This is a genomic window from Motiliproteus coralliicola, assembly GCF_003345655.1.
GTDB lineage: Bacteria > Pseudomonadota > Gammaproteobacteria > Pseudomonadales > Balneatricaceae > Motiliproteus > Motiliproteus coralliicola.
The window spans coordinates 383863-405057 of the sequence record NZ_QQOH01000003.1; the positions used below are offsets into that span (position 1 = coordinate 383863).

A 21195-nucleotide genomic window follows, 5' to 3' on the forward strand; every position below is an offset into this window, starting at 1 on the left:
CAGGCGCAGTCAGAATAGGTCGATTTCGTGGGTTTCAAGGGCGCGATACTGCCCGGGTTCCAGCTCCGGGTCCAGCGCCAGCGCTCCGATCGCTTCGCGGTGCAGCCCCACCACTCGGTTACCCAGCACGGCGAACATCCGCTTGACCTGATGGTAGCGCCCTTCCTGTATCTCGATCAGCACTTCGGTCGGGCTCAGCCGTTGCAGTTTGGCCGGCAGGGTCGGCTTGGTTTCGCCCCGCAGCATCAAGCCTTCGTCCAGTCGCTGCTCGGCTTTGTCACAGAGCGGTTCGGCCAGTTCGACCCGGTAGCGTTTGAACACACCCTTTTTGGCCGCGCCGCTTTTGGGTGCCCTGCCTTTAGGTGAAGTGACTCGGTGGGACCACTGGCCATCGTCGGTCAGCAGCACCAGACCGCTGGTGTCGATATCCAGCCGTCCGGCCGGATGTACCCCCTCCTGCAGGTCGTAGGGCAGCAGGTCCAGCACGGTCTCGTGGTCAAAGTCTTCGGTCGAACAGACCACCCCGAGCGGTTTGTTCAGCATCAGGTAGATCGGTCCGCGCAGTTGCAGCGGTTCGTCGTCGAGGCATACCGACTGCTGTGGCATCACCTTGGTGGCCCCGTCGCGACAGCACTCGCCATCGACGCTGACTTCGCCCTTGCGAATCAGCTTCTGCACCTGCTTGCGACTCAGGCCACTGGCCTGGGAGACAAACTTATCCAGCCGCATCGGCCCGCTGTCTATGGAGGAATTGTCGTCAGGACTCACCGTCTGCCCTCTTATTGGTATTCATTCCTTCTCGCCCCGGTATCGAAGCACCTGATACAGCAGCCACAGATAGAGCGTCGCCACCACGAAGCCGAACGCCGTGCCCCAGGGCACGCCCCAGTCCGGATAGGTAAGCGCCACCGTCAGGGTATAACAGAGCAACGCCCCCAGCCCCATCGGGTAGTTACGGATCACGGTGTAGACCACCGCCGGGCCGTAGCTGTAGTGCATGATCAGCATAAAGGGGAACAGGGTGATCGGAAACGCCGACAGCAGGCCGGACCAGGTCGGGCCGATCAGCTCCGCCAGTCCGGTGATCAGCAGCACCGTGGCGGCGGCCATCAGCGCGCGCAGCAGCATCACCCAGCGGCTCAGGCGTTGGGTCTTCAGCGGCGCCACATTATCGATATGAGCGAATAGACGGGCCGACAACAGGATCGTCGTCAACGTGATCAAGGCTCCACCGATCAGACCGAGCGTCAGCTGTTGCAGCAGCGCCGAGGCCAATAGGAAGGCCACTACCCCGGCAACGGCGGCTACCGGCAGGTCGAACCAGACACGACCATTAGAAGCCGGTTTAACAGAGAACCGCGGGGACGATACCAGCCGAGAAGAGGCTATCCGAGAAGACGCTAAATAGTAGCCCCCGGCCAACACCAGACTGGCGCTGAAACCGGCCAGGGTGCTGACCGCCGCTTCGGCGGCAAACGCCTGGCCCTGCTCGAGGCCGATAAAGAACAGTGCAATGGCACTACCCAGCGGATAGCCGGACAGCACCCCGGCGACCTTCGGGCTGACCCGTTCGGCCACCAGCGACAACCCCAGCACCGCCAGGATCGATACCAGCAATTTCCACAGCAACAGCTCCATCTCGCCCCAGCACCCAGATGCGATTAAAAAGGGGCGCTATGATAGCAGACCCGGGGTGTCCGGGTCCGTAATCACTAGCCTGCAACGACCTTACTTAGGACGCCTGCTAGGGAACCTGCTTAGTCCTCCCCTTTGAAATATTCTCGGGTACCGTGGGCGGTGGTGGCTTCGCTGATCCGTCGCAGTGCGGCGGTGTAGGCCGCGGCCCGCAGTGACAGCGTTTCGGCCTCGGCGATCTGCCAGACCTGTTCGAACGCCCGGCTCATGTACTGGGCCAGCTTGTCGCGCACCTCCGGCAGATCCCACGGGAAGCCGCTGCGGTTCTGGACCCACTCGAAGTAACTGACGCTGACACCGCCGGCGTTGGCCAGCACGTCCGGAACGATGGTTACGCCTCGCGCATCCAACACCGCTTCGGCCTCGGTGGCGATCGGGCCGTTGGCGACCTCGACGATAGTTTTGGCCTTCACGTTGTCGACGTTGTCGGCCCGGATCACCTCTTCCAACGCGGCCGGTATCAGCAGATCCACATCCAGCGCCAACAGCTCTTCGTTGCTGATCTCGCGATGCTCGATCAGCTGACAAACCGACTGTTCGCAGTAGACCGCCCGCATCTGCCGTGACGACTGCTTCTCTTTCCACAGGCTGTCGATATCGAAGCCCTGCTCGGAGTGAATCCCGCCCTTGGAGTCGCTGACCGCGACGATCCGATAGCCGTCGGCCTGCAGCAGCCGGGCCACATGGTAGGCCGCATTACCGAATCCCTGCACCGCTACCCGGGTCTGATCCGGCTGCCAGCCCCGCTTCTCGGCCAACTGACGGATACACAGATAAGCCCCTCGTCCGGTGGCCTCGTCGCGCCCCAGGCTACCACCCAGCGGGATCGGCTTACCGGTGATCACTCCCGGGGCCCGCACTCGTCGGATCGCTTCGTACTCGTCCATCATCCAGCCCATGATCCGGGCGTTGGTGTACACGTCCGGGGCCGGAATATCGACCTCCGGGCCGACGAAATCAGCCATCGCCCGCATATAGGAGCGAGACAGCCGTTCCAGCTCCATCGGCGACAGTTCTTTCGGGTTGACCACCACACCGCCCTTGCCGCCGCCAAACGGCAGCCCCAGCAACGCGCACTTGATCGTCATCCACAAGGCCAGTGCCTGCACTTCGGCCTGACTGACCTGCGGGTGGTAGCGAATCCCGCCCTTGGTCGGCCCCAACACATCGTTGAAGCGGCAGCGATATCCGTTGAAATAGCGGGTCGAACCGTCATCCATCCGCACCGGCAGCGCGGCCTTCATCATCGCTTTGGGTTTCATCAGCGATTCCACCACCTCCGGGTCGATACCGGCGCTATCACTGAGTTGTCGAACCCGCTTGAGGGCATCATCGAACAGATCGGTCATTGGTCATTTCTCCCTGCAGTGTCTGAGTGATAGAGCGGCAAAGTGCGGCCATGTTACGACCCGGCCCGCAGATGATCTTCGCTATCTCAGGATTCTAGTAAACCTGCATCAACATAACCCAGAACCTAACCAACAAATCATTATTAGATTTTTTAATCTGTTTATTAGAATTTTTCAGAAATTTAATTCTATTTTTTGTTATAACCATAGACAACATATACCAACGAGACGCCCTTATGTGCAATAGCCGCTGGATCGCTCAGGCGATCAGAAAAATCGACGCCGACTTCAATCGTTCCGCCGACACCCACCTGATCAAGCAGGAGCTGGAAGCACTGGACGGAATCGACCTCTACCTGAAGGACGAATCCACCCACCCCACCGGCAGTCTCAAGCATCGGCTGGCCCGCTCGCTGTTTCTGTACGCGCTCTGTAACGGCTGGATCGACGAGGGTACGCCGATCATCGAATCCAGCTCCGGCAGTACCGCCATCTCGGAGGCCTACTTCGCTCGCCTGCTGGGCTTGCCGTTTATCGCCGTAGTCCCAGAGGGGACGGCCCAGGAAAAGCTGGCCCAGATCGAGTTCTACGGTGGCCGCTGCCATAAGGTCGCACCGGCCGATATCTATTCCGAAGCGCAACGGCTGGCCGAAGAGCTGAACGGCCACTACATGGATCAGTTCACCTATGCCGAGCGGGCCACCGACTGGCGTGGCAACAACAACATTGCCGATGCGATCTTCCAGCAGATGGCGCTAGAGCGCTTTCCCGAGCCACGCTGGGTCGTGATGAGCGCCGGCACCGGCGGCACCTCAGCCACCATCGGTCGTTACCTGCGCTACAGCAGCCATTGGGGTGGTGGCAGCCGGCTCTGTGTGGTCGACCCGGAAAACTCGGTGTTCTACGACTACTACCAACACGGCGGCAGCCCTACCCTGAATGCCAGCTCGCGGATCGAGGGGATCGGCCGCCCGCGGGTGGAGCCCTCGTTTATCCCCACCGTGATCGACGAGATGATGCAGATTCCCGACGCGGCCAGTCTGGCGGCGATGGAGTTTTTGAGTCGCAAGCTGGGACGCAAGATCGGCGCCTCCACCGGCACCAACTTTATCGGTATGGTGCGCCTGTCCCAGCGGATGAAGCAGGACGGCGAACAGGGCAGCCTGGTCACCCTGATCTGCGACAGCGGCGAGCGCTATCTGGACACCTACCACAACCCGGCCTGGCTGGAGCAACAGGGGCTGAGCAAACAAGTCCAACGCTGGGCCGAGAGCCTAAAGCAGTTGGAAGCCGAGGGGAGCTGGGTGGAACCGGTCTGACTGGTAAACCTTGTCGGCTAGCGCTGTTCTCTGGAACTGATCCGCCCATCCCTGCTATAACGGGCGGATCACCGATCCGGAGAGCAGCATGGCCGCCAGGCTTTCGATTCGATCCTACAGTTTCGTCTCCCACACCCACAGCCATCCGTACCATCAGTTGGTGCTGCCGCTGGTAGGCTCGGTCGATATCGACACCGGTCGCCATCGCGGTCGCGCCAGTCCCGGCCAGTGCATTATCACCCTGGCTGGCGACGAGCATTTTTTTGCCCCGGAAAAAGGCTCACGCTTTCTGGTTGCCGACCTGGATCAACTGCCTCCCAACCTGCAATCGCTGGCGCAATCCTTCATCCGCGTGTCTGAACCAATGCAGGCGTTCTGCTACTTCGCTCGCCAGCAACTCGAGCACCGGGTCAACCCTGAACTGGAGCAGCAGATGGGATCCTGGTTTACCCGCCTGCTGGCCGAAGAGGACTTCCAAACCGCCATCGACCCGCGTATCGAACGGGTACTCGACTATCTGCAACAGAACCTGCAGCACGACAACAGCCTAGCCGAACAGGCCAACCTGGCCTGCCTGAGCCTTAGCCAGTTCAAAGCCCTGTTTAAAAAAGATCTGGGGCAGACACCGGGGCAGTACCTGTTGGGACTACGAATGGAGAAAGCCCGCGCGTTGTTGGTTCATACCGACTACGCCATCGGCCTGATCGCCGAGCAGGTCGGCTATCAAGATCTGTCCGCGTTCAGCCATCGCTTCACCCGACACTTCGGCCACCCCCCCACCAAGTTGCGCAGTCGGTAATCGATGCCAAGCGGCAAGATCAGCCTACTTGACCAACCGGCTCGACACATCTTGCAAGTTCAGCTTCTCAACACAGCAAATCGGCTTTTTGACCAAATCGATAATCGCAATACCGGTTAGGCTAAATCCTGTTAATCACCAACAGGAGCCCAACCATGCTGGATTCATCACTACTGGTCTTTATCCTGACCTCACTACTGATCATCCTTTCACCCGGTCAGGACATGGTGCTGGTGTTGTCGCGTTCGATCGCGCGCAGCTCGACCGCAGGGCTGGTTACCGCCGCCGGAATCAGCTCCGGATTACTCGGACATACCCTACTGGTCGCCGCCGGGCTGGGCGCTCTATTGCAAGCCTCGGAACTGGCCTTCAGCCTGATGAAATACCTGGGCGCCGCCTATCTGATCTACCTGGGCTTCAAAGCCTTTCGGGCTCCGCCGCTGTCGTTGGACAGCCCGGTCGGCCAGAGTGACAAGCTGATGTCGCTGTTCTGGCAGGGAGCGCTGTCGAATCTGGCCAACCCCAAGATTGCGATCTTCTACTTTGCCTACCTGCCCCAGTTCGTCAGCCCAACCAGTGACAATGCCGCCTTCACCCTGCTGGCGCTGGGCACCCTGTTCGCCGTGCTGACCTTTGTGGTCAAAATGCCGATTGGGTTGCTGGCGGGCAAGCTGTCGGGTTGGATTCGGTCTCGTCCGTCGGTGCAGATCTGGCTGAACCGCAGCAGCGGTGGCCTGCTGATGGCACTGGGACTGCGACTGGCAACCGACAATCCAGCCTGATACTGGCGTCGACCACGCAGACTGCAATTTTTTACAATTCCGCCACTCTACCGCTGACTAGAATGGCCCTCAGACTGCCACCCATCCTGAGTCTGACTCTGGTTCGATCCCATTTATCCACTGTAGTCGGCAGCACTCGAGGTTAACGCAATGAACACCCAGGCCGTTTCCATCCCGGAATCCACCCCGACTTCCACCCCGATCCTGCAACAGCGGGGCTTTACCAGCGACAATATCGCTCCGGCATCGGAGCAGGTCATCGAAGCGATCAGCCGGGCCAACAGTGGTCAGGCCAAGCCTTACGGGGTTGATCCGATCAGCCAGCAGGTCGAGCAGCAGCTAAGGGAGATATTCGAGTGCGAGCTTGAGGTGATGCTGGTACCCACCGGCTCCGCCGCCAATGCCATCGGCCTGAGCGTGCTGACTCCGCCCTGGGGACAGGTGTTCTGTCACCCCGACAGCCATATCAACAACGACGAGTGCGGTGCACCGGAGTTCTACACCAACGGTGCCAAGCTGGTACCGGTGGACGGCGACGATGCACGGATCGACCCGGCGCAGCTCGCTCCCTTGCTGCAGCGGATGGTCGGCGATGTGCACTCGACCCAACCCGCCGTGGTCAGCATCACCCAGGCCACCGAAACCGGCAGCCTCTATTCGCTCGAGCAGATCCAGCAGATCGGCCAGCTGTGCAGCGATGCCGGTGTCAGGCTGCATATGGATGGCGCGCGTTTCGCCAATGCGCTGGCCGCGCTCGACTGCAGCCCGGCCGAGATGACCTGGAAAGCCGGTGTCGATGTACTCTCCTTCGGCGCCACCAAGAACGGTACCCTGGCCGCCGAAGCGATCATCCTGTTTGATCCTTCCCTGGCGACCGAGCTTGGCTACCGGCGCAAGCGTGGCGGCCATCTGTGCTCGAAGATGCGTTTTATGTCGGCCCAGATGCAGGCCTACCTGGCCGAGGACCTGTGGCTCGACAACGCCCGTAATGCCAACGCGATGGCGGCCCGTTTGGCCGAGGGGTTACGCGGCATCGATGGCGTCGAACTACAGGGTCAGCCCGAGGCCAATATCATTTTCTGCCGTCTGCCGCAGACGACCATCGAGGCGTTGCTGGATCAGGGGTTCGGTTTCTACCATGACCGCTGGGCACCGGGAATCGTGCGCCTGGTCACCAATTTCGCCACCCGGGCCGACGAGGTGGATGCGTTGATCAATGCGGTTCAAACGCTCCAACAGCGCCAGATCGGTTAAACTCAAACCGTCACCGCAGCCAAACAAGCTGGCAACGTTCAGCATTAACCAACCACTCAGGAGGACCGATGGCCGATAGCATTCAGTATCACCGTGTGTCGGATACTCCTGAGCTGGTGATCAGCGACGCGCTCTACTCCGATTACCAGTTCGAGCCCCACTATCACCTCGACTACCATATCGGGCTGGTGATCGACGGGGTTCAGCGGCAGCAGTTTCAGGGCCAGAGCGTGTTGCTGGGGCCGGGGCGGATCTCGGTGATGCCTCCCGGTGAGATCCACGACGGCAGCGGCTACGACAATAGCGCCTATCGGATGAAGACCTTCCGTTTGTCGCCTGCGCTACTGGACGATTACGCCGAGGATATCTTCGAGTCGAACCGAGACCACGACTTCGGCGGCGCGATGGTCGAGAACGACCTGATCGCCCAGCGGCTGCTGAGCCTGCATCGGCAAATTCAACAGACCCGGACCCTGTCCTCGGTCGAAGTGGAAGAGCTGTGGCTCAGCCTGATGGCACCGCTGCTGTCGCAGCTGTGCGCCATCAAGCCAAAGTCGGTCAACGGCGGCCTGTCGACGCTGCACTGGCAGCAGGTGAAGGACTACTGCCACGCCAACCTCGGCAGCAAAATCACCCTCGAACAACTGGCCGCCCTCTGCGGCTTGAGCCGGTACCAGTTTCTGCGCCGGTTCGAGAAAACCTGCGGACTCACCCCCCGCTCCTGGCTGATCCGGCTACGACTCGAACACGCCTGCCTGCTGCTACGGCGTTCCGATCAAAGCATCGCCGATATTGCCGCCACGGTAGGCTTTTACGACCAGAGTCACTTCAACCGGGCTTTTCGGCTCGCCTACGGTGTTGCGCCCTCGGCTTACTGATCGGCGGATTCATCCATGCCCTGATCGGACCAGACCGCCAGCTCGTTACCACTGGGCTCAAAAAACTGGAATCGCCGACCACCGGGAAAGCTGAAGATCGCCTTGCTGATCCGGCCACCGGCCGCCTCCACCTGGGCCTGGGTCTGGTCCAGGTCTCGACTGTACAGCACCACCAGCGCCGCGCCCCGATCGGTTCGGCTGGCCTGGGAGTCGCGGAAGAACCCGCCCATCAAACCGGCGTCCTCGAAAGCGGTGTAATCGGGGCCGAAATCGGTAAAGCCCCAGCCGAATACATCACGGAAAAACTGCTTGGTGTTATCCAGATCGCGAGCAGGCAGCTCGACGTAATCAATGCGGTGATGGGTCGACATGGAAACCTCCGGAATTTGGTCAAGAGTTCCAGTATAGATCGGCTCCACTAATCCACACGGACAACGCCCTCGGGTCAGGTTTTCAATCCCTGCAGCATCTGGGTTTGGCCCTGGACCACCTGACGAAGATTATCCGCCGCCGATTCGGCCCGCTCGGCATCCTGCAAAGAGCCACGGGAAAACTCACGAATCTTTTCCAAAATACCGCTGATCTCGTCCACCACCGAGGTCTGCTCTTCGGTCGCGGTGGCGATCTGGTTGTTCATATCCTGAATCACATTCACCGATGCGAAGATCGCCTCCAGCGCAGCACCGGCCGAATCGGCCTTGACCACCACGTCGCCGACGACATGATTACTTTCCTCCATCAGCGACACCGCCCGATGGGTACCGGAGATCAGCTGCTCGATCGTGGTCTTGATCTCTTCGGTTGAGGAGTGAGTACGCTGGGCCAGGGTCCGCACCTCATCGGCCACCACCGCAAACCCCCGCCCCTGCTCGCCGGCTCTGGCCGCTTCGATCGCCGCATTCAGTGCCAGCAGGTTGGTTTGTTCGGCAATACCTTGAATCACATTGACCACGTTGGCGACCCGCTCGGTGTGGGTTTCCAGCTGCTGAATACTGTCGCTGGAGTCGTTCAAACGCGTCGACAGCTGGTTGATGGTATGAATCGTTTCCTCCACCACTCGCTGCCCGTCACTGGTGGTCGAGGCCGTGTCCCGGGCCGCCGCTGCCGCATCGGCGCAATTGGTCGCCACCTCCTGGGTGGTGTGGCTCATCTGGGTGGCGGCGGTGGCCACCTGCTCCACATCCAGCTGCTGCTGATCGGCCTGCAACTTGGCCCCGGCCACCATCCTGGTTAATTCATCGGAAACCTGGTTGATCCGGCTACCACTGTCGCCGATGTTGGCGATCAGCAAATTGATCTTCTGCAGCATCGCGTTCATCGACAGGCCAAAGCGCCCCATCTCGTTGCTGCCCTTGAGATCCGAACGCACCCGGAAGTCACCCTCGGCAACCTGCTCGGTCAAATCGACCACCTCGCCGATCGGGCGTATCACTTTGAATTGGAGATAGAAAAATGCGGCCAACAGCAGCAGCAGACTCAGCAGAACAAACCCGACAATGGCCGTCACATAGGATTGGCTGTCTTCGAACAGCCCCTCCATGTTCTGCTTGTTGGTGCTGAAGATATGCTGTCCCAACTCTTCCAGGGGTTCGGACTGAAGCCGGGCATACTTGATGTAATCGGCACTGTGCAACAACTGCATCGCCTGTTGGCGTCGGGCTGGATCGTCTCCCGCCTGCTCCATCAGCGCCAGCGCTTGCTCCTCCGCATCCCAGACCGGCGCGGCGATGGTTTCGATCTTCGCCAGCACCCGATCGCCGATCTCGCCAAACCCCAGCTGCCGGATATAGTCGGCTTCCGCCAGCGTCTTGCCGGTCGGCCAGGGCGCCTCACCAGTGAACATCGCCGCCCGTTGGTTGTACTCGTCGAGCGCCTGTGGGTTCGCGGTGTAGGCGTACTCGCGCAGCGAGCGAATCAGCAGGTCATTGGAGGCCATGTTGTGCAGGATAAAGCTGGTGCTCTCCTGCTGGCGCTCGGAGGCGTCATACAGAGCCACCTGATTGTTCAGCAGTTGCATCACCAGCAACGCCGTGATGATGAGTGAAACCGCAATACTGAGTATTGTCAGCTGCAAAATCCGCTTGATCGTCATCGTTTTCCTCCGGCCCGAACTACCGCCGTGCGTATCTCTTATTGTTGGAAGCCGTACCCAGATAAGACAGCGTATGCCGAGCGGCACGCCAACCAGTGCGACTTGATCAGGCCAATATGAGCCAGCTTTACCACCGGCACCATACCTCCAAGAGGTAGGTCAGAGAGGGCTAAAAGACTGTAAGGTCCGAGCTTTCATTCACTGGGACGGCTCGGTAATATTGGGACTCTTCAACGTCGTCAGTCAGCGCCACGGGCGCAGCTCTTCGAGCTAGACGGCAGATAGTGCGGGTGTAGTTCAATGGTAGAACGGCAGCTTCCCAAGCTGCATACGGGAGTTCGATTCTCCTCACCCGCTCCAGCTTTATCCCCTCTCATCGACTTAAAAAACCGCTCGGCCCTACTCCCGAACTCGCCAAGATCACGGTTTGCCAAAGACAATCGCGACAAAGAATCCGCTTCGTTGTGATTAAAAGATTTCAATTATTTTCTGATCACGCGTAACAACAGAGGATTTGCTTCGTCGGATATCAGCATCTGCACTAAAAACGTTTTTCTAACATGCAGTAACGAGATTGATGATGTCCGTAGAAATGTTAAGAAATATGCTGGTGGCAACGATGGTGATAGTAGTAACCCCATCGTTTGCGCAGGACAAAGCGCCCGCCACTCTGGCCGCTGACTATCAGCGCCCCCAGGTCATTCCTTTCCCCGCTTCCAATCCCTACTCGGCTGAGAAAGCCCAGCTGGGCAAGATGCTGTTTTTTGATCAGCGCCTGAGTCGCAACTTCAACATGAGCTGCGCCACCTGCCACAACCCGTCGCTGGGTTGGGAAGACGGTGTTCCCGGCGCTTTTGGCGGCCAGGGTAAAACCCTGGATCGACACTCGCCAACCATCCTCAACCTGGCCTGGGGTGAGGAGTTCTTCTGGGATGGGCGAGCGCCGTCGCTGGAGGAACAGATCAAAGGCCCGATCCAGTCACCAAACGAGATGAATATCCCCATCGCCCAGGTGGTGGATCGGCTTCAAGCCGTGCAGGGCTATCGCAACCTGTTTAGCCGCGTCTTTCCCAACGAAGGCATCTCTGAGCAAAGCATTCTGAAGTCCATTGCCACCTACGAGCGGACCATCGTCTCGGGAACCGCCCCGTTCGATCGCTGGATTGACGGTGACTCCGCGGCCATTTCAGACGCGGCCAAGCGAGGCTTTGCACTATTCAACGACGAGGCGGGCTGCAATCGCTGCCATACCGGCTGGAATTTCACCGACAACCGTTTCCACGACATCGGTCTGGCTACTCCTGACAATGGCCGGATGACCATCACTCAACAGCCCTCCGATCAGCACGCTTTCAAGACACCAGGTCTGCGCAACATCAGTCAGCGAGCGCCCTACATGCACAACGGCAGCCTGAAGACCCTGTCGCAGGTGATCGACCACTACATCAGCGGTGGGATTCAGCGCGACAGCCTGTCGCCCAAAATGACCCCAATCCCGTTAACGCCACAGCAAAAGAATGACCTGCTGGCGTTTTTGGGCAGCCTGACGGGTGAAGCCCAGGCGGTCAGCTTACCTATATTGCCGTACTAATTATTGATTGGGGTTGGATATGACTATCAGAGTAAAGATGTGGCTGGGGTTTGGCCTGCTAGTCAGCCTGTTCAGCGGCTTGGGTGTTTATCAGAACATGCAGCTCAGCGCCCTGGGTGCGAGCGCCATTGCGGCGTTTGAGTACCCGCTGGTCGCGGTGAATAACAGTCGTGCGGCCTGGGATACCTTCAGAGACAGTCGAGACCTAGTAGCGGAAAAGCTGGCCAGGATCGATTTCAGCGACGCTGCCGAAGCCGAACAACGGCTCAAAGACCAACGCCAGCAGTTTCTGCAACAGCTGGAACGGGTCCATCAGGCCACCGATGCGCTGATGGTGGATAGCGATTTCGACGCCCTCAAACAGCTGGCCGAAAACTGGTACCAGTTGAATCTGCAACGGGTCGGTTCGTCGATTCAGCAGCAGCTGCCCGATCAGCGGGTCCTCACCGAGCTGGACCATCGTCTGGGGAGCGCTCTGGAGCAGTTGGTACAAGACAGCCTTTCGTCCGCCGCGATGAACCAGGCCCAGACCATCGCCGATGTGGAGCAGACCCGCCAGGTAGCCACGGTCAGTTTGATCGTCGTGGTACTGCTGGGGCTTAGCTTGGCGGTCGTGCTGGCCCGTAGTCTAACGACGCCGATAACCGAACTGCTATCGGCAATGCGAGACCTGGCCAGGGGCGATGGCGATCTGACCCGGCGCCTTAACCAGCGTCGCAAGGATGAGATCGGGCAATTGGCGGACGAAGTGGATCTGTTTATCGAAAAGATTCACCAATTAGTCAGCGAAACCTACCGATCACTGAATCAGGCCGGCGATGTGCTGGTACAGGTGGGAGAGCTCAGCAACCAGACCCATGCCGGTGTCGAACAGCAACAACAACGACTCCAGCAAACGGCTTCCGCCGTTGACCTGATCACCGGTGCGGTGGAATCGATCTCCGAGAGCTCCACCAGTGCCAAGCAGCAGGCGGCCCAGATCGATCGCGAAGCCAAGCACAGCCTACAGCTGGTTCAGGCTTCGACCCGCAGCATCGATCAACTGGCCGACGAAGTCTCCAATGCCAGCCACAATATCCAGCAGCTGGTGGAAGCCAGCGATTCGATCACCGAGCTGGTGACGGTGATTAAAGATATCGCCGATCAGACCAACCTGCTGGCGCTCAATGCCGCCATCGAAGCAGCCCGAGCGGGCGAAGCCGGCAGAGGCTTTGCGGTGGTGGCGGGTGAGGTCCGTATGCTGGCCTCTAAGACCCGCGAATCCACCGAGGGAATCCAGGCCACCATCGAAGCCCTGCAGGGCCAGGTCAGCGACACTCGCGAGGTGATGGAACAGGGTAGAACCCTCGCGGTCGAGTGTGTTGGTCAAAGCCGGGAAGTGTCTGAAGCCCTGATGGGGATGAGCCAGAGCGTCGAATCGATCAACCATATGAATCTGGGTATTGCCGCCGAGACCGGGCATCAGCACTCGGGGATGAAAGAGATCAACCACCATATGGATGAGGTAAACAGCATCGCGGACCAGGCCTCCATGACCGCCAATCAACTGCAGCAGCGCCGACAAACCCTGGTCGATGCGCTACAGCGGGTTGAGTCCAAGCTGCAGCAGTTCCAACTCTAGCCGGCGAGTTCAGGCCCGTATTCGAACTGCCGACGGCTGAACGATTAATTCAACGAGCACGGAAAAAGGGATATCGAATTGAGAAAACTAGTGCAACGAATCTGCTCAGCCCATCGAAGCGGGCCTCTACAAAACGGCGGCCTGAAACGATGGTTGGTCGAGCTGCTATGCCTCACGACCCTGCTAAGCGCTTCGTTTGCCCACAGCGGATCGCAGCTGCAGGTTCGCGTGCTCGATGACGGCCAGTCCCCACTGGAAAATGCCGTTATCAGCCTAGTTCCTCTGTTCGAGCATCAACCAGCTAGCGTTCCCGGCGAAGCGCTGGTGAAACAACAGGGCGCACAATTTCGCCCCTTCGTGCAGCCGGTCCAGGTCGGAACCAAGGTCAGCTTCCCGAACTTCGATGATTTCCGCCACCACGTCTACTCCTTCTCCAAGGCCAAGCGGTTTCAACTGCAGCTCTACGGGCAGGATGAGAGCAAGTCGATCGTCTTCGACAAGCCCGGTGTGATCGCGCTGGGGTGCAACATCCACGACAACATGCTGGCCTTTGTCTACGTCACCGACCACCCGTTCTACAGCCTCAGTGGCGACGACGGCACCGTTTCCTTCGATGACCTGCCGGCGGGAACCTATAAGGTGTACGCCTGGCATCCGGATATCAAAGGACGCACTGAAGTCGAGATCAGCAGCATCGAGCTGGTGGATGGAGAGCCCCAATCCTTAGACGCCGAGCTTATTCTGAAGTCGGCTCGCAGTGTCCAGTATCCGCCGGATGAAAACGGAAACTACTGATGAATCTCAAATTCAGGTATCAGGCTAAGCTGACGCTGGTTTATCTGGCGCTGTTCGTGGTGGTACAGAGCCTGATCTCGCTGGTGTTCGTCCAAACCATGACCGACAACGTCAGATCGCAAGCCCTGCAGCAGCTCGATACCTCGGCACTGATCTTTCAACGGATCGTGCAACAACGCGTCGATGTTCTGGGCGCCAGCGCCCAACTGTTATCCAAGGACTACGGCTTCCGGGAGGCGATAGCCACCGAGGATGACAACACCATCCGCTCCGCACTTCAGAATCAGAAAGCCCGCTTCGGTGCCGATCTGGCCTACCTGCTGGATCTGGATGAGCGGGTTACGGCGGTCACCGATGCCAACCAGCCGATGCGGGTTCCCAATATCTCCGACGCGCTCAAAGATATGGCCGAGGTCGAAGGGATCGGGGCCAAGCTAGTGGAGCTGGATGGCCACCTCCATCAACTGGTCGTGGTTCCGGTCCAGGCTCCGATCACGATCGCCTGGGTCGCCTTTGGCTTTGAACTGGATGAGGAGTACGCCGAAGAGATCAAACGCCTGTCCGCCATCGACCTGGAAGTGGCCTTTGTTCATCGCCCCGGAAGCGATGACCTGTTCCAGTTGGCAACCGCGTTTGCCAACGCCCCGGTGTTCGATCAGAGCAGCGCCAGTAATAAAGATCGCAGCTACACCAGCACCGGATCCTTTGACGAAGCTGGTATCTTCTACAAGTACTTACCGCTGTCCAGCACGATCGACGGCCAACAGATCGCCGCGATCCTGTCGTTCTCGGAAAAAAGCGCGTACCAGCCTTACCGCTTGTTGTTCATCACGACGGTGGTGATTTTAGGGGTAGGTTTTCTGCTGTTGGTTGTCGGCAGCCTGGCGGTCGCCAGCGGTATCACCCGGCCGCTACGACAGCTGACCAACGCCGTCCAGAAGGTTGCCGGTGGCGACTACCATGAGGTCCAATGCACCAGCCAGGGTGATGAAATTGCGGATTTGACCGACAGCTTCAATGCGATGGTCAACACGGTCAGGGAGCGTGAGCAGCGGATTCTGTTTCAAGCCTATCACGACACCGAGACCGGCTTGCCCAATCGACTCCAGTTCGAGAAGAGCCTTAACGGGCGATGTTGTGAGCGGAACCCGTATACCATCGCGGTCTTCGAAGTTCAGCAGCTCAGAGAGCTACGCACCTTTTTGGATCACACCAATATCAGCGAACTGATGCAGGGGGTTGGTGCCCGTCTGAAACAGATACTCGCCACCGACGTTGCGCGGCTTTCGACCGAAACCTTCGCAGCAGTTATCCATCACCCCAGCGACACCAATCCGAAAATTGCCGAGGTGCTGAAAAGCTTTCTTGAGCCCTGCCAGGTGGCCGGCATTGTAGTGGATATTCAGCTGCGAATTGGTCTGGTGAACTTCCCCAGCGACGGCGAAGATGCCGAACTGCTGTTGAGACAGGCCCATGCCGCCCTGGATCGGTGCCGGACCAGCGGCAAGTCCTACGCCTGGTTCGATCAAGACAGCACGGTACTGCAGAAACGACGTTTGTCGATCATGAGCGAGCTACGCCAGGGGCTGAAAAACGGTGAGGTCAATTTTGCCTACCAGCCGAAGGTCAACTTGCTCAGTGGTCAGGTCGAAGTGGTCGAAGCCCTGGTCCGATGGAACAGCACCACCCACGGGTTTATCCCGCCCGACGAGTTTATTCCGATCGCCGAGCGTACCGGTGATATTCGCCACCTGACCGACTGGGGCCTGGAAACCGCTATTCGTCAGGCCAGCGACTGGCACAACCAGGGACTAGAGATCGCCGTTGCTCTGAATCTTTCGGCAAACGACCTGACCAACCATCGGCTGCCGGACCAGGTGATGGGACTGCTGAACCGCTATCAGCTTCCGATTCGTCTACTGAAACTGGAAGTCACCGAAAGCGCGGTGATGCACGATATGGATCGCGCCCTGGCCGTATTGAACCGCTTGCACGATCTCGGACTGTTCCTCTCGATCGATGATTACGGCACCGGCTATTCATCCCTGAGCTATCTGAAACAGCTGCCCATGGATGAGCTCAAGATTGACAAGGCCTTTGTACTGAAACTGGCCTCGAATATGGAAGATCAGATTCTGGTCCGTTCAACCATCGAACTGGCCCACAATCTGGGCCTGACGGTCACCGCCGAAGGGGTCGAAGATGCGCAATCGGTGGAGTTGTTGCGCCAGTACGGCTGCGATATGGTGCAGGGCTATCATATCTGCCGCCCGGTCAGTGCCGCAGATCTAGAGACCTTTGTTCGGAACCAGAAAGAAAATGCGCCGGCATAAAAGCACGATCAGCAGCCATGTATTCGCGATTGTTGCCTTGCTCTATTCGGTCTGTGGGACTGCCGCAGAAAAGGGGTTTCCCGAGCTGTCCTTCAAGTGGTTGTTCGACGCCCGCGCCCTGACATCGGATAGCCAGCCCTCCTGGCTCAACGATGGCTTGGGTAAGGGCCGCTACGACCAATCCGATCCCCTGTTGGAGCTGTCGGAAATCTCCTTGGTCGCGGAAGCCGACTTCAATTGGCAGTGGCAGGGCTTTACCCATCTCAAGTACGACCCCGAGCAGGATCAGGCGATCGATCTGGTCGAAGCTTATGTACGATTCAACCCGGTTCCGGACGGTGATATTCGCTACCGTATTCGCGCGGGTCTGCTGTTCCCGCATATCTCACGGGAGAACCGAGGTCTGGCCTGGACTAGCCCTTTCTCCATCACCCCCTCGGCCATCAACAGCTGGATCGGTGAAGAGATTCGAACGCTGGCACTGGAAGGCTCGGCGACCCACCGACAGGGTCCGTGGAAGATGACCGCCACCGCAGCCATTTTCGGCTTCAACGACCCTGCCGGGAGCCTGCTGGCGTATCGGGGTTGGGCCATGCACGACCTGAAAGTCGGCGCGTTCAGTCGAGTACCGCTGCCCCCGCTGTCCTCAATCGGCTCGCCGAGCGCGTTCTCGCCCCAACCGCTTTGGGTAGATCCCGTCCGCGAAGTCGATAATCGCCCCGGATTTTACGGCGCTCTGGACTGGGAGTATCAGCGCAAGCATAAATTCGGGGTCTTTTTTTACGATAACCGGGGTGACCCCGAAGTGTTCAAACGTAGCCAGTACGCCTGGGACACCCACTTCTGGAATCTGTATTTTGAAACCAAACTGCCTGCTTCGACCTTGCTGATCGCCCAGTACATGACCGGTCGAACCCAGATGGGACCGGAGAGCGGAGGCGCCCGACAGGTCGACGTCGATTTTGAGGGCGCCTATCTATTGGCCACCAAACAGCTGGGTAACAACCGAGTCACGCTCCGGCGTGATTGGTTCGATGCCGACGACAACAGCTTTGTCAGCATCGATAACAACGGCGAGACTGGTTCGGCCTGGACCCTGGCTTGGTCCCACAAACTGCAAAAAAACAGCCGCTTGATCGCGGAGTTCATCCGCATCGACAGTCGTCGGCCCAATCGAGCCGACCTGGGGCTGGCTGCCCGACAAACAGAGCAGCAGTTTCAGCTCAGTTACCGCCTATCCCTCTAATAGACTTGTATCTTTAGCGAACGTTTTAAACCACGCCGTGACTATGCTGCGAGACAACGCCACAAGATCCGAGCTGAGACAGCTGGTAAGCTAAGTCGCTTTGCGACAGGCACAAAAAAGCCCCGCATTGCGGGGCTTTTTTCCTCCGGATGTCCGGTATTAGAACATGTGCTGACCGCCGTTGATCGACAGGTTCGAACCGGTGATGTAACCGGCTTCATCCGCTGCCAGGAAGGCAACCGCGCGACCAATTTCAGACGGAGCACCCATGCGACCAACTGGGATACCCGCAGTGATCTTGTCTTGGATCGCCTGATCGATTTTGGCAACCATCGGGGTCAGGATATAACCCGGCGAGATGGTGTTGACGGTAACGCCCTTACGCGCACCCTCTTGTGCCAGCGCTTTGGTGAAACCGTGCAGACCAGCTTTGGCCGCCGAGTAGTTGCTCTGGCCGAACTGGCCTTTTTCACCGTTTACCGACGAGATGTTGATGACACGACCGAAGCCGCTGTTGAGCATGTCTTCAAAGACCGGACGGGTCATGTTGAAGGCGCTGTCTAGGTTAGTGTTGATAACGGCATGCCACTGATCCCAGCTCATCTTCTTGAACACGCCGTCACGGGTGATACCCGCATTGTTAACCAGCACGTCGATGGCTCCACCTGCTTTCTCTTTGGCTTCAGCCACGGCCTGCTCACAGGATTCCAGGCTGGTGACATCGACATGCTGAATCAGAAAATCTTTCCCGGCAGCTTTTTGGTCCTGCTGCCATGCAATAGCTTTTTCTTCGTTGCTGTAACCAGCAATGACCTTCATCCCTGCATCCGCAAGGGCTTCACAGATTGCCGATCCGATACCACCTGTACCGCCCGTTACCAATGCGATCCGTTGAGTCATATATAACCTCTCCTAGTGTGTATGTTGATCCATCTCATCGACCATTTCTGCATCAACAGAGTCAGAATCGATGTACAACATGGCCAGTTCCTTTTTAATTTTTTGCGACTGGTCTGCTCGACTATAGCAAAGCCGTCGCGGGTTGCACTTAGTTTTTAGGATAACCTCGTCGGGCAGACTCCCTCTGCTCTCCATTACTGATCAGTCCTTCAGTATGGTTCTTTTCCATCTATCTGCCCGGTGGTCGACGAAATCGTGATGCTTATCAATATCCTGCCAGCCGGTTTAGGCATAATGACCCCTACCTCGTTTCTTAGGCAGGAACCATCAAATGGATTTTGCTTCACTGCTGGGCTTTCTCTCCGGCCTGGCACTGATTATTGGTGCCATCTTTATCGGGGGCGACGCCGACCTGTTCGTCAACGTGCCCGGAATGATGATCGTATTCGGCGGCACCTGGGCAGCCACACTACTGACCGTACGTTTCACCGATGTTACGGCGGCGTTCCGTGCCGCCTATATCGTTTTTACCCGCGACGATACCGATCAGCAGAAGATGATCGACACCATGCTGCAACTGAGCAAGATCAGCCACCGCAACGGTTTGCTGGCCTTGTCGAAGGTTGAAACCAACTCCAAGTTTCTGCAGCGCGCCTGCATGCTGATCGCCGAAGCCTCCACCGAAGAGATGGTCCGCACCACCCTGCAGACCGAGATCGACTCGTTGATGGTCCGCCATTACGCGGTCCAGGATGTATTCAAGAAGATGGCCATGTATGCGCCGGCCTTCGGCATGCTGGGCACCCTGATCGGTCTGATCCAGATGCTCAGCAACCTGACCGATCCTGCCACTATCGGCCCGGCCATGGCGGTAGCGCTGCTGACCACCTTCTACGGTTCACTGCTGTCGTCAATGGTGTTCCTGCCGATCGCCGGTAAACTGCGGCGCCGGACCCAGGTGCAGATCACCAATCTGGAGATCATCCGTGAAGGCACCCTGAGTATTCTCAGCAACGACCATTACGCCAACGTTTACGAGCGCCTGTCCTCCTATATTCCCGAGGTGAAGCGTAAGCCGCTGACCCGTCATACCGGCGCCAACACCGTCAAGGAGCCGACCCTTTGAACGGCCCCAGCCGATCCGGTTCAGTGCTGGAGGAGGATGATGGTCCAGCTTGGATCACCACCTTTGCCGACCTGGTCACCCTGTTGCTGGTGTTCTTTATTCTGCTGTTCACCATGTCGACCGTGGAGATCGATAAATTCCGCTCGGCGATGAACTCGATTCAGGTCAGTCTCGGCCAGTCGGGTGCCGGCAACAGTATCGTGCCGCTGCCCAATGATGCGGTCCGCCGTACCCTGACCGAGCTGAATCAGGAGATCACCGACGATCCCGAGAATCCGATTCCCAACTCCCGCCAGCAACAGCAGGACCATTTCGCCAGCGCCCCGACGCCGGCCGTCGAACAGCAGTGGCGAGCCCTGGCCGAACAGCTGCGATCTACCCTGGCGGATAAGAACCTGGCCGACGAGGTTGAGATCGACACCCCCATCGACGGCACCATCGTGATTCAGGTGAAGGGCCAGGCGCTGTTTGATTCGGGCTCGGTCGAACTCAATTTTCAGGTCGACGATGTGCTCGACAATCTGGTCCGGGTATTTCACAAGCGCCATGATTTCAACATCGATATTCAGGGCCATACCGATAACCTGCCGCTTAGCAGCAGCCGCTTCGAATCCAACTGGGAGCTGTCGGCGGTGCGTGCCACCACGGTATTGCGCTATCTGCTCAGCAAAGGGATCTCACCACGTCGCCTGACCGCCACCGGCTTCGGCGACTCGGTGCCGCTGGTCAGCAACGACACCGCCGAGGGGCGCAAGCAGAACCGCCGGATCGAATTTGTGCTCGAAAAGCGGGCTCGAATCAGCAACTGATCGCAGCACGCACCATCTTTACGCAACACTCCGCTCTTTGCACCAATTGCGGGCAGCAACTCCGCCCGCTCGCACCAACTCCGTGCATATTCACTCCCCAGAATTGAACACGCTATTTTATCTCTTTGAATTCAAAGCCTTTTTTGAATGGCACATTTTGTGCTTTATCCGATACCAATTGACTTAGGGCGGCGTCAGATCGCCCACCAAGGCCCAAAAAAGGAGACAAACGTGAAACTGATCACTGCGATCATCAAGCCGTTCAAACTCGACGATGTCCGCGAAGCCCTGTCCGAAAACGGGGTCAACGGGGTGACCGTGACCGAAGTCAAAGGCTTCGGCCGTCAGAAAGGTCATACCGAACTCTATCGCGGCGCCGAGTACGTGGTCGACTTCCTCCCCAAGGTCAAGCTCGAAGCTGCGGTCAGCGATGAGCAGGTCGAGACGGCCGTCGAGGCGATCGTCAAAACCGCCAACACCGGCAAGATCGGCGACGGCAAGATTTTTGTCAGCCCACTCGACGAAGTGGTGCGGATCCGCACCGGCGAACAGGGCAACGACGCGCTTTGAGCCCGTCCCTGACGACTTTCACTGAACTCCATAGAA

19 protein-coding genes and 1 tRNA gene are annotated in these 21195 nt (G+C 58.4%); 14 read left to right on the plus strand and 6 right to left on the minus strand.

Annotation, left to right across the window (positions count from 1 at the left end; all coding sequences use genetic code 11):
- Positions 1-9: 9 nt before the first annotated feature.
- From DV711_RS12610 to DV711_RS12620, 3 genes are all read right to left on the minus strand, one after another.
- Entirely contained in the window at positions 10-768 is a 759-nt protein-coding gene (locus tag DV711_RS12610) for a pseudouridine synthase (RefSeq protein WP_341537590.1), read from the minus strand.
- Between the two features lie 21 nt (positions 769-789).
- Positions 790-1638, minus strand: a complete 849-nt coding sequence (locus DV711_RS12615) for a hypothetical protein (protein ID WP_114696063.1) — start codon at positions 1636-1638, stop codon at positions 790-792.
- Between the two features lie 119 nt (positions 1639-1757).
- Complete coding sequence (locus DV711_RS12620; protein WP_114696064.1) at positions 1758-3044, minus strand: Glu/Leu/Phe/Val family dehydrogenase; 1287 nt, start codon at positions 3042-3044, stop codon at positions 1758-1760.
- 236 nt (positions 3045-3280) lie between these two features.
- On the opposite strand from DV711_RS12620, the gene DV711_RS12625 reads away from it, so the two are divergent.
- The 5 genes from DV711_RS12625 (at position 3281) to DV711_RS12645 (ending at position 8076) form a co-directional block, all read left to right on the plus strand.
- A complete protein-coding gene (locus DV711_RS12625) occupies positions 3281-4363 on the plus strand; it encodes a PLP-dependent cysteine synthase family protein (protein WP_114696065.1) in 1083 nt (360 codons plus the stop codon).
- Between the two features lie 88 nt (positions 4364-4451).
- Entirely contained in the window at positions 4452-5162 is a 711-nt protein-coding gene (locus DV711_RS12630; RefSeq protein ID WP_114696066.1) for an AraC family transcriptional regulator, read from the plus strand.
- A gap of 155 nt (positions 5163-5317) precedes the next feature.
- Positions 5318-5944 (plus strand): LysE family translocator, encoded by a 627-nt coding sequence (locus DV711_RS12635; protein ID WP_114696067.1) that lies wholly within the window; start codon positions 5318-5320, stop codon positions 5942-5944.
- 150 nt (positions 5945-6094) lie between these two features.
- Entirely contained in the window at positions 6095-7198 is a 1104-nt protein-coding gene (locus tag DV711_RS12640; RefSeq protein ID WP_114696068.1) for a threonine aldolase family protein, read from the plus strand.
- Between the two features lie 68 nt (positions 7199-7266).
- A complete protein-coding gene (locus tag DV711_RS12645; RefSeq protein ID WP_114696069.1) occupies positions 7267-8076 on the plus strand; it encodes an AraC family transcriptional regulator in 810 nt (269 codons plus the stop codon).
- Here the strand turns inward: DV711_RS12645 and DV711_RS12650 are convergent.
- Positions 8070-8447: a VOC family protein gene (locus tag DV711_RS12650; protein WP_114696070.1), complete on the minus strand. Its 378-nt coding sequence runs from the start codon at positions 8445-8447 to the stop codon at positions 8070-8072. The two genes, DV711_RS12645 and DV711_RS12650, sit on opposite strands and share 7 nt — an antisense overlap.
- 74 nt (positions 8448-8521) lie before the next feature.
- Positions 8522-10168, minus strand: a complete 1647-nt coding sequence (locus tag DV711_RS12655; RefSeq protein WP_114696071.1) for a methyl-accepting chemotaxis protein — start codon at positions 10166-10168, stop codon at positions 8522-8524.
- A 286-nt stretch (positions 10169-10454) separates the two neighbouring features.
- Between DV711_RS12655 and DV711_RS12660 the strand changes: the two genes are divergently transcribed.
- The 6 genes from DV711_RS12660 to DV711_RS12685 all read left to right on the plus strand — a co-directional run bounded on the left by DV711_RS12660 (position 10455) and on the right by DV711_RS12685 (position 17754).
- A tRNA-Gly gene (locus DV711_RS12660) sits at positions 10455-10528 on the plus strand.
- A 259-nt stretch (positions 10529-10787) separates the two neighbouring features.
- Positions 10788-11759 carry a cytochrome-c peroxidase gene (locus tag DV711_RS12665; protein WP_165840108.1) on the plus strand — a complete coding sequence of 324 codons (972 nt, stop codon included), beginning with the start codon at positions 10788-10790 and terminating at the stop codon, positions 11757-11759.
- Positions 11760-11778: 19 nt separating this feature from the next.
- On the plus strand, positions 11779-13380 hold the full coding sequence (locus tag DV711_RS12670) for a methyl-accepting chemotaxis protein (RefSeq protein ID WP_114696073.1): 1602 nt from the start codon (positions 11779-11781) through the stop codon (positions 13378-13380).
- A 78-nt stretch (positions 13381-13458) separates the two neighbouring features.
- Positions 13459-14175, plus strand: coding sequence for a carboxypeptidase regulatory-like domain-containing protein (locus DV711_RS12675; protein WP_133297458.1), 717 nt, complete (start codon positions 13459-13461; stop codon positions 14173-14175).
- Positions 14175-16508, plus strand: a complete 2334-nt coding sequence (locus DV711_RS12680; RefSeq protein WP_114696075.1) for a putative bifunctional diguanylate cyclase/phosphodiesterase — start codon at positions 14175-14177, stop codon at positions 16506-16508. The genes DV711_RS12675 and DV711_RS12680 overlap by 1 nt, the downstream gene beginning before the upstream one ends.
- On the plus strand, positions 16495-17754 hold the full coding sequence (locus DV711_RS12685) for a hypothetical protein (protein WP_114696076.1): 1260 nt from the start codon (positions 16495-16497) through the stop codon (positions 17752-17754). Before DV711_RS12680 ends, DV711_RS12685 begins: the two co-directional genes overlap by 14 nt.
- 159 nt (positions 17755-17913) lie before the next feature.
- On the opposite strand, the gene phbB is transcribed toward DV711_RS12685, so the two are convergent.
- Positions 17914-18654 (minus strand): acetoacetyl-CoA reductase, encoded by a 741-nt coding sequence (gene phbB, locus DV711_RS12690; RefSeq protein WP_114696077.1) that lies wholly within the window; start codon positions 18652-18654, stop codon positions 17914-17916.
- 331 nt (positions 18655-18985) lie between these two features.
- On the opposite strand from phbB, the gene DV711_RS12700 reads away from it, so the two are divergent.
- From DV711_RS12700 to DV711_RS12710, 3 genes are all read left to right on the plus strand, one after another.
- Positions 18986-19780 carry a motility protein A gene (locus tag DV711_RS12700; protein ID WP_114696079.1) on the plus strand — a complete coding sequence of 265 codons (795 nt, stop codon included), beginning with the start codon at positions 18986-18988 and terminating at the stop codon, positions 19778-19780.
- Positions 19777-20589, plus strand: a complete 813-nt coding sequence (locus DV711_RS12705; RefSeq protein WP_114696080.1) for an OmpA/MotB family protein — start codon at positions 19777-19779, stop codon at positions 20587-20589. The genes DV711_RS12700 and DV711_RS12705 overlap by 4 nt, the downstream gene beginning before the upstream one ends.
- A gap of 231 nt (positions 20590-20820) precedes the next feature.
- The gene (locus DV711_RS12710; RefSeq protein WP_114696081.1) at positions 20821-21159 is read left to right on the plus strand and encodes a P-II family nitrogen regulator; all 339 of its coding nucleotides are present in this window, start codon (positions 20821-20823) and stop codon (positions 21157-21159) included.
- Positions 21160-21195 lie beyond the last annotated feature (36 nt).

Excerpts from the sequence above, each read along its gene's own strand:
- DV711_RS12615 (WP_114696063.1), bottom strand. The coding sequence starts at position 1,638 with ATGGAGCTGTTGCTGTGGAAATTGCTGGTATCGATCCTGGCGGTGCTG.
- DV711_RS12620 (WP_114696064.1), bottom strand. The coding sequence starts at position 3,044 with ATGACCGATCTGTTCGATGATGCCCTCAAGCGGGTTCGACAACTCAGT.
- DV711_RS12625 (WP_114696065.1), top strand. The coding sequence starts at position 3,281 with ATGTGCAATAGCCGCTGGATCGCTCAGGCGATCAGAAAAATCGACGCC.
- DV711_RS12630 (WP_114696066.1), top strand. The coding sequence starts at position 4,452 with ATGGCCGCCAGGCTTTCGATTCGATCCTACAGTTTCGTCTCCCACACC.
- DV711_RS12635 (WP_114696067.1), top strand. The coding sequence starts at position 5,318 with ATGCTGGATTCATCACTACTGGTCTTTATCCTGACCTCACTACTGATC.
- DV711_RS12640 (WP_114696068.1), top strand. The coding sequence starts at position 6,095 with ATGAACACCCAGGCCGTTTCCATCCCGGAATCCACCCCGACTTCCACC.
- DV711_RS12645 (WP_114696069.1), top strand. The coding sequence starts at position 7,267 with ATGGCCGATAGCATTCAGTATCACCGTGTGTCGGATACTCCTGAGCTG.
- DV711_RS12650 (WP_114696070.1), bottom strand. The coding sequence starts at position 8,447 with ATGTCGACCCATCACCGCATTGATTACGTCGAGCTGCCTGCTCGCGAT.
- DV711_RS12655 (WP_114696071.1), bottom strand. The coding sequence starts at position 10,168 with ATGACGATCAAGCGGATTTTGCAGCTGACAATACTCAGTATTGCGGTT.
- DV711_RS12665 (WP_165840108.1), top strand. The coding sequence starts at position 10,788 with ATGGTGATAGTAGTAACCCCATCGTTTGCGCAGGACAAAGCGCCCGCC.
- DV711_RS12670 (WP_114696073.1), top strand. The coding sequence starts at position 11,779 with ATGACTATCAGAGTAAAGATGTGGCTGGGGTTTGGCCTGCTAGTCAGC.
- DV711_RS12680 (WP_114696075.1), top strand. The coding sequence starts at position 14,175 with ATGAATCTCAAATTCAGGTATCAGGCTAAGCTGACGCTGGTTTATCTG.
- DV711_RS12685 (WP_114696076.1), top strand. The coding sequence starts at position 16,495 with ATGCGCCGGCATAAAAGCACGATCAGCAGCCATGTATTCGCGATTGTT.
- phbB (WP_114696077.1), bottom strand. The coding sequence starts at position 18,654 with ATGACTCAACGGATCGCATTGGTAACGGGCGGTACAGGTGGTATCGGA.
- DV711_RS12700 (WP_114696079.1), top strand. The coding sequence starts at position 18,986 with ATGGATTTTGCTTCACTGCTGGGCTTTCTCTCCGGCCTGGCACTGATT.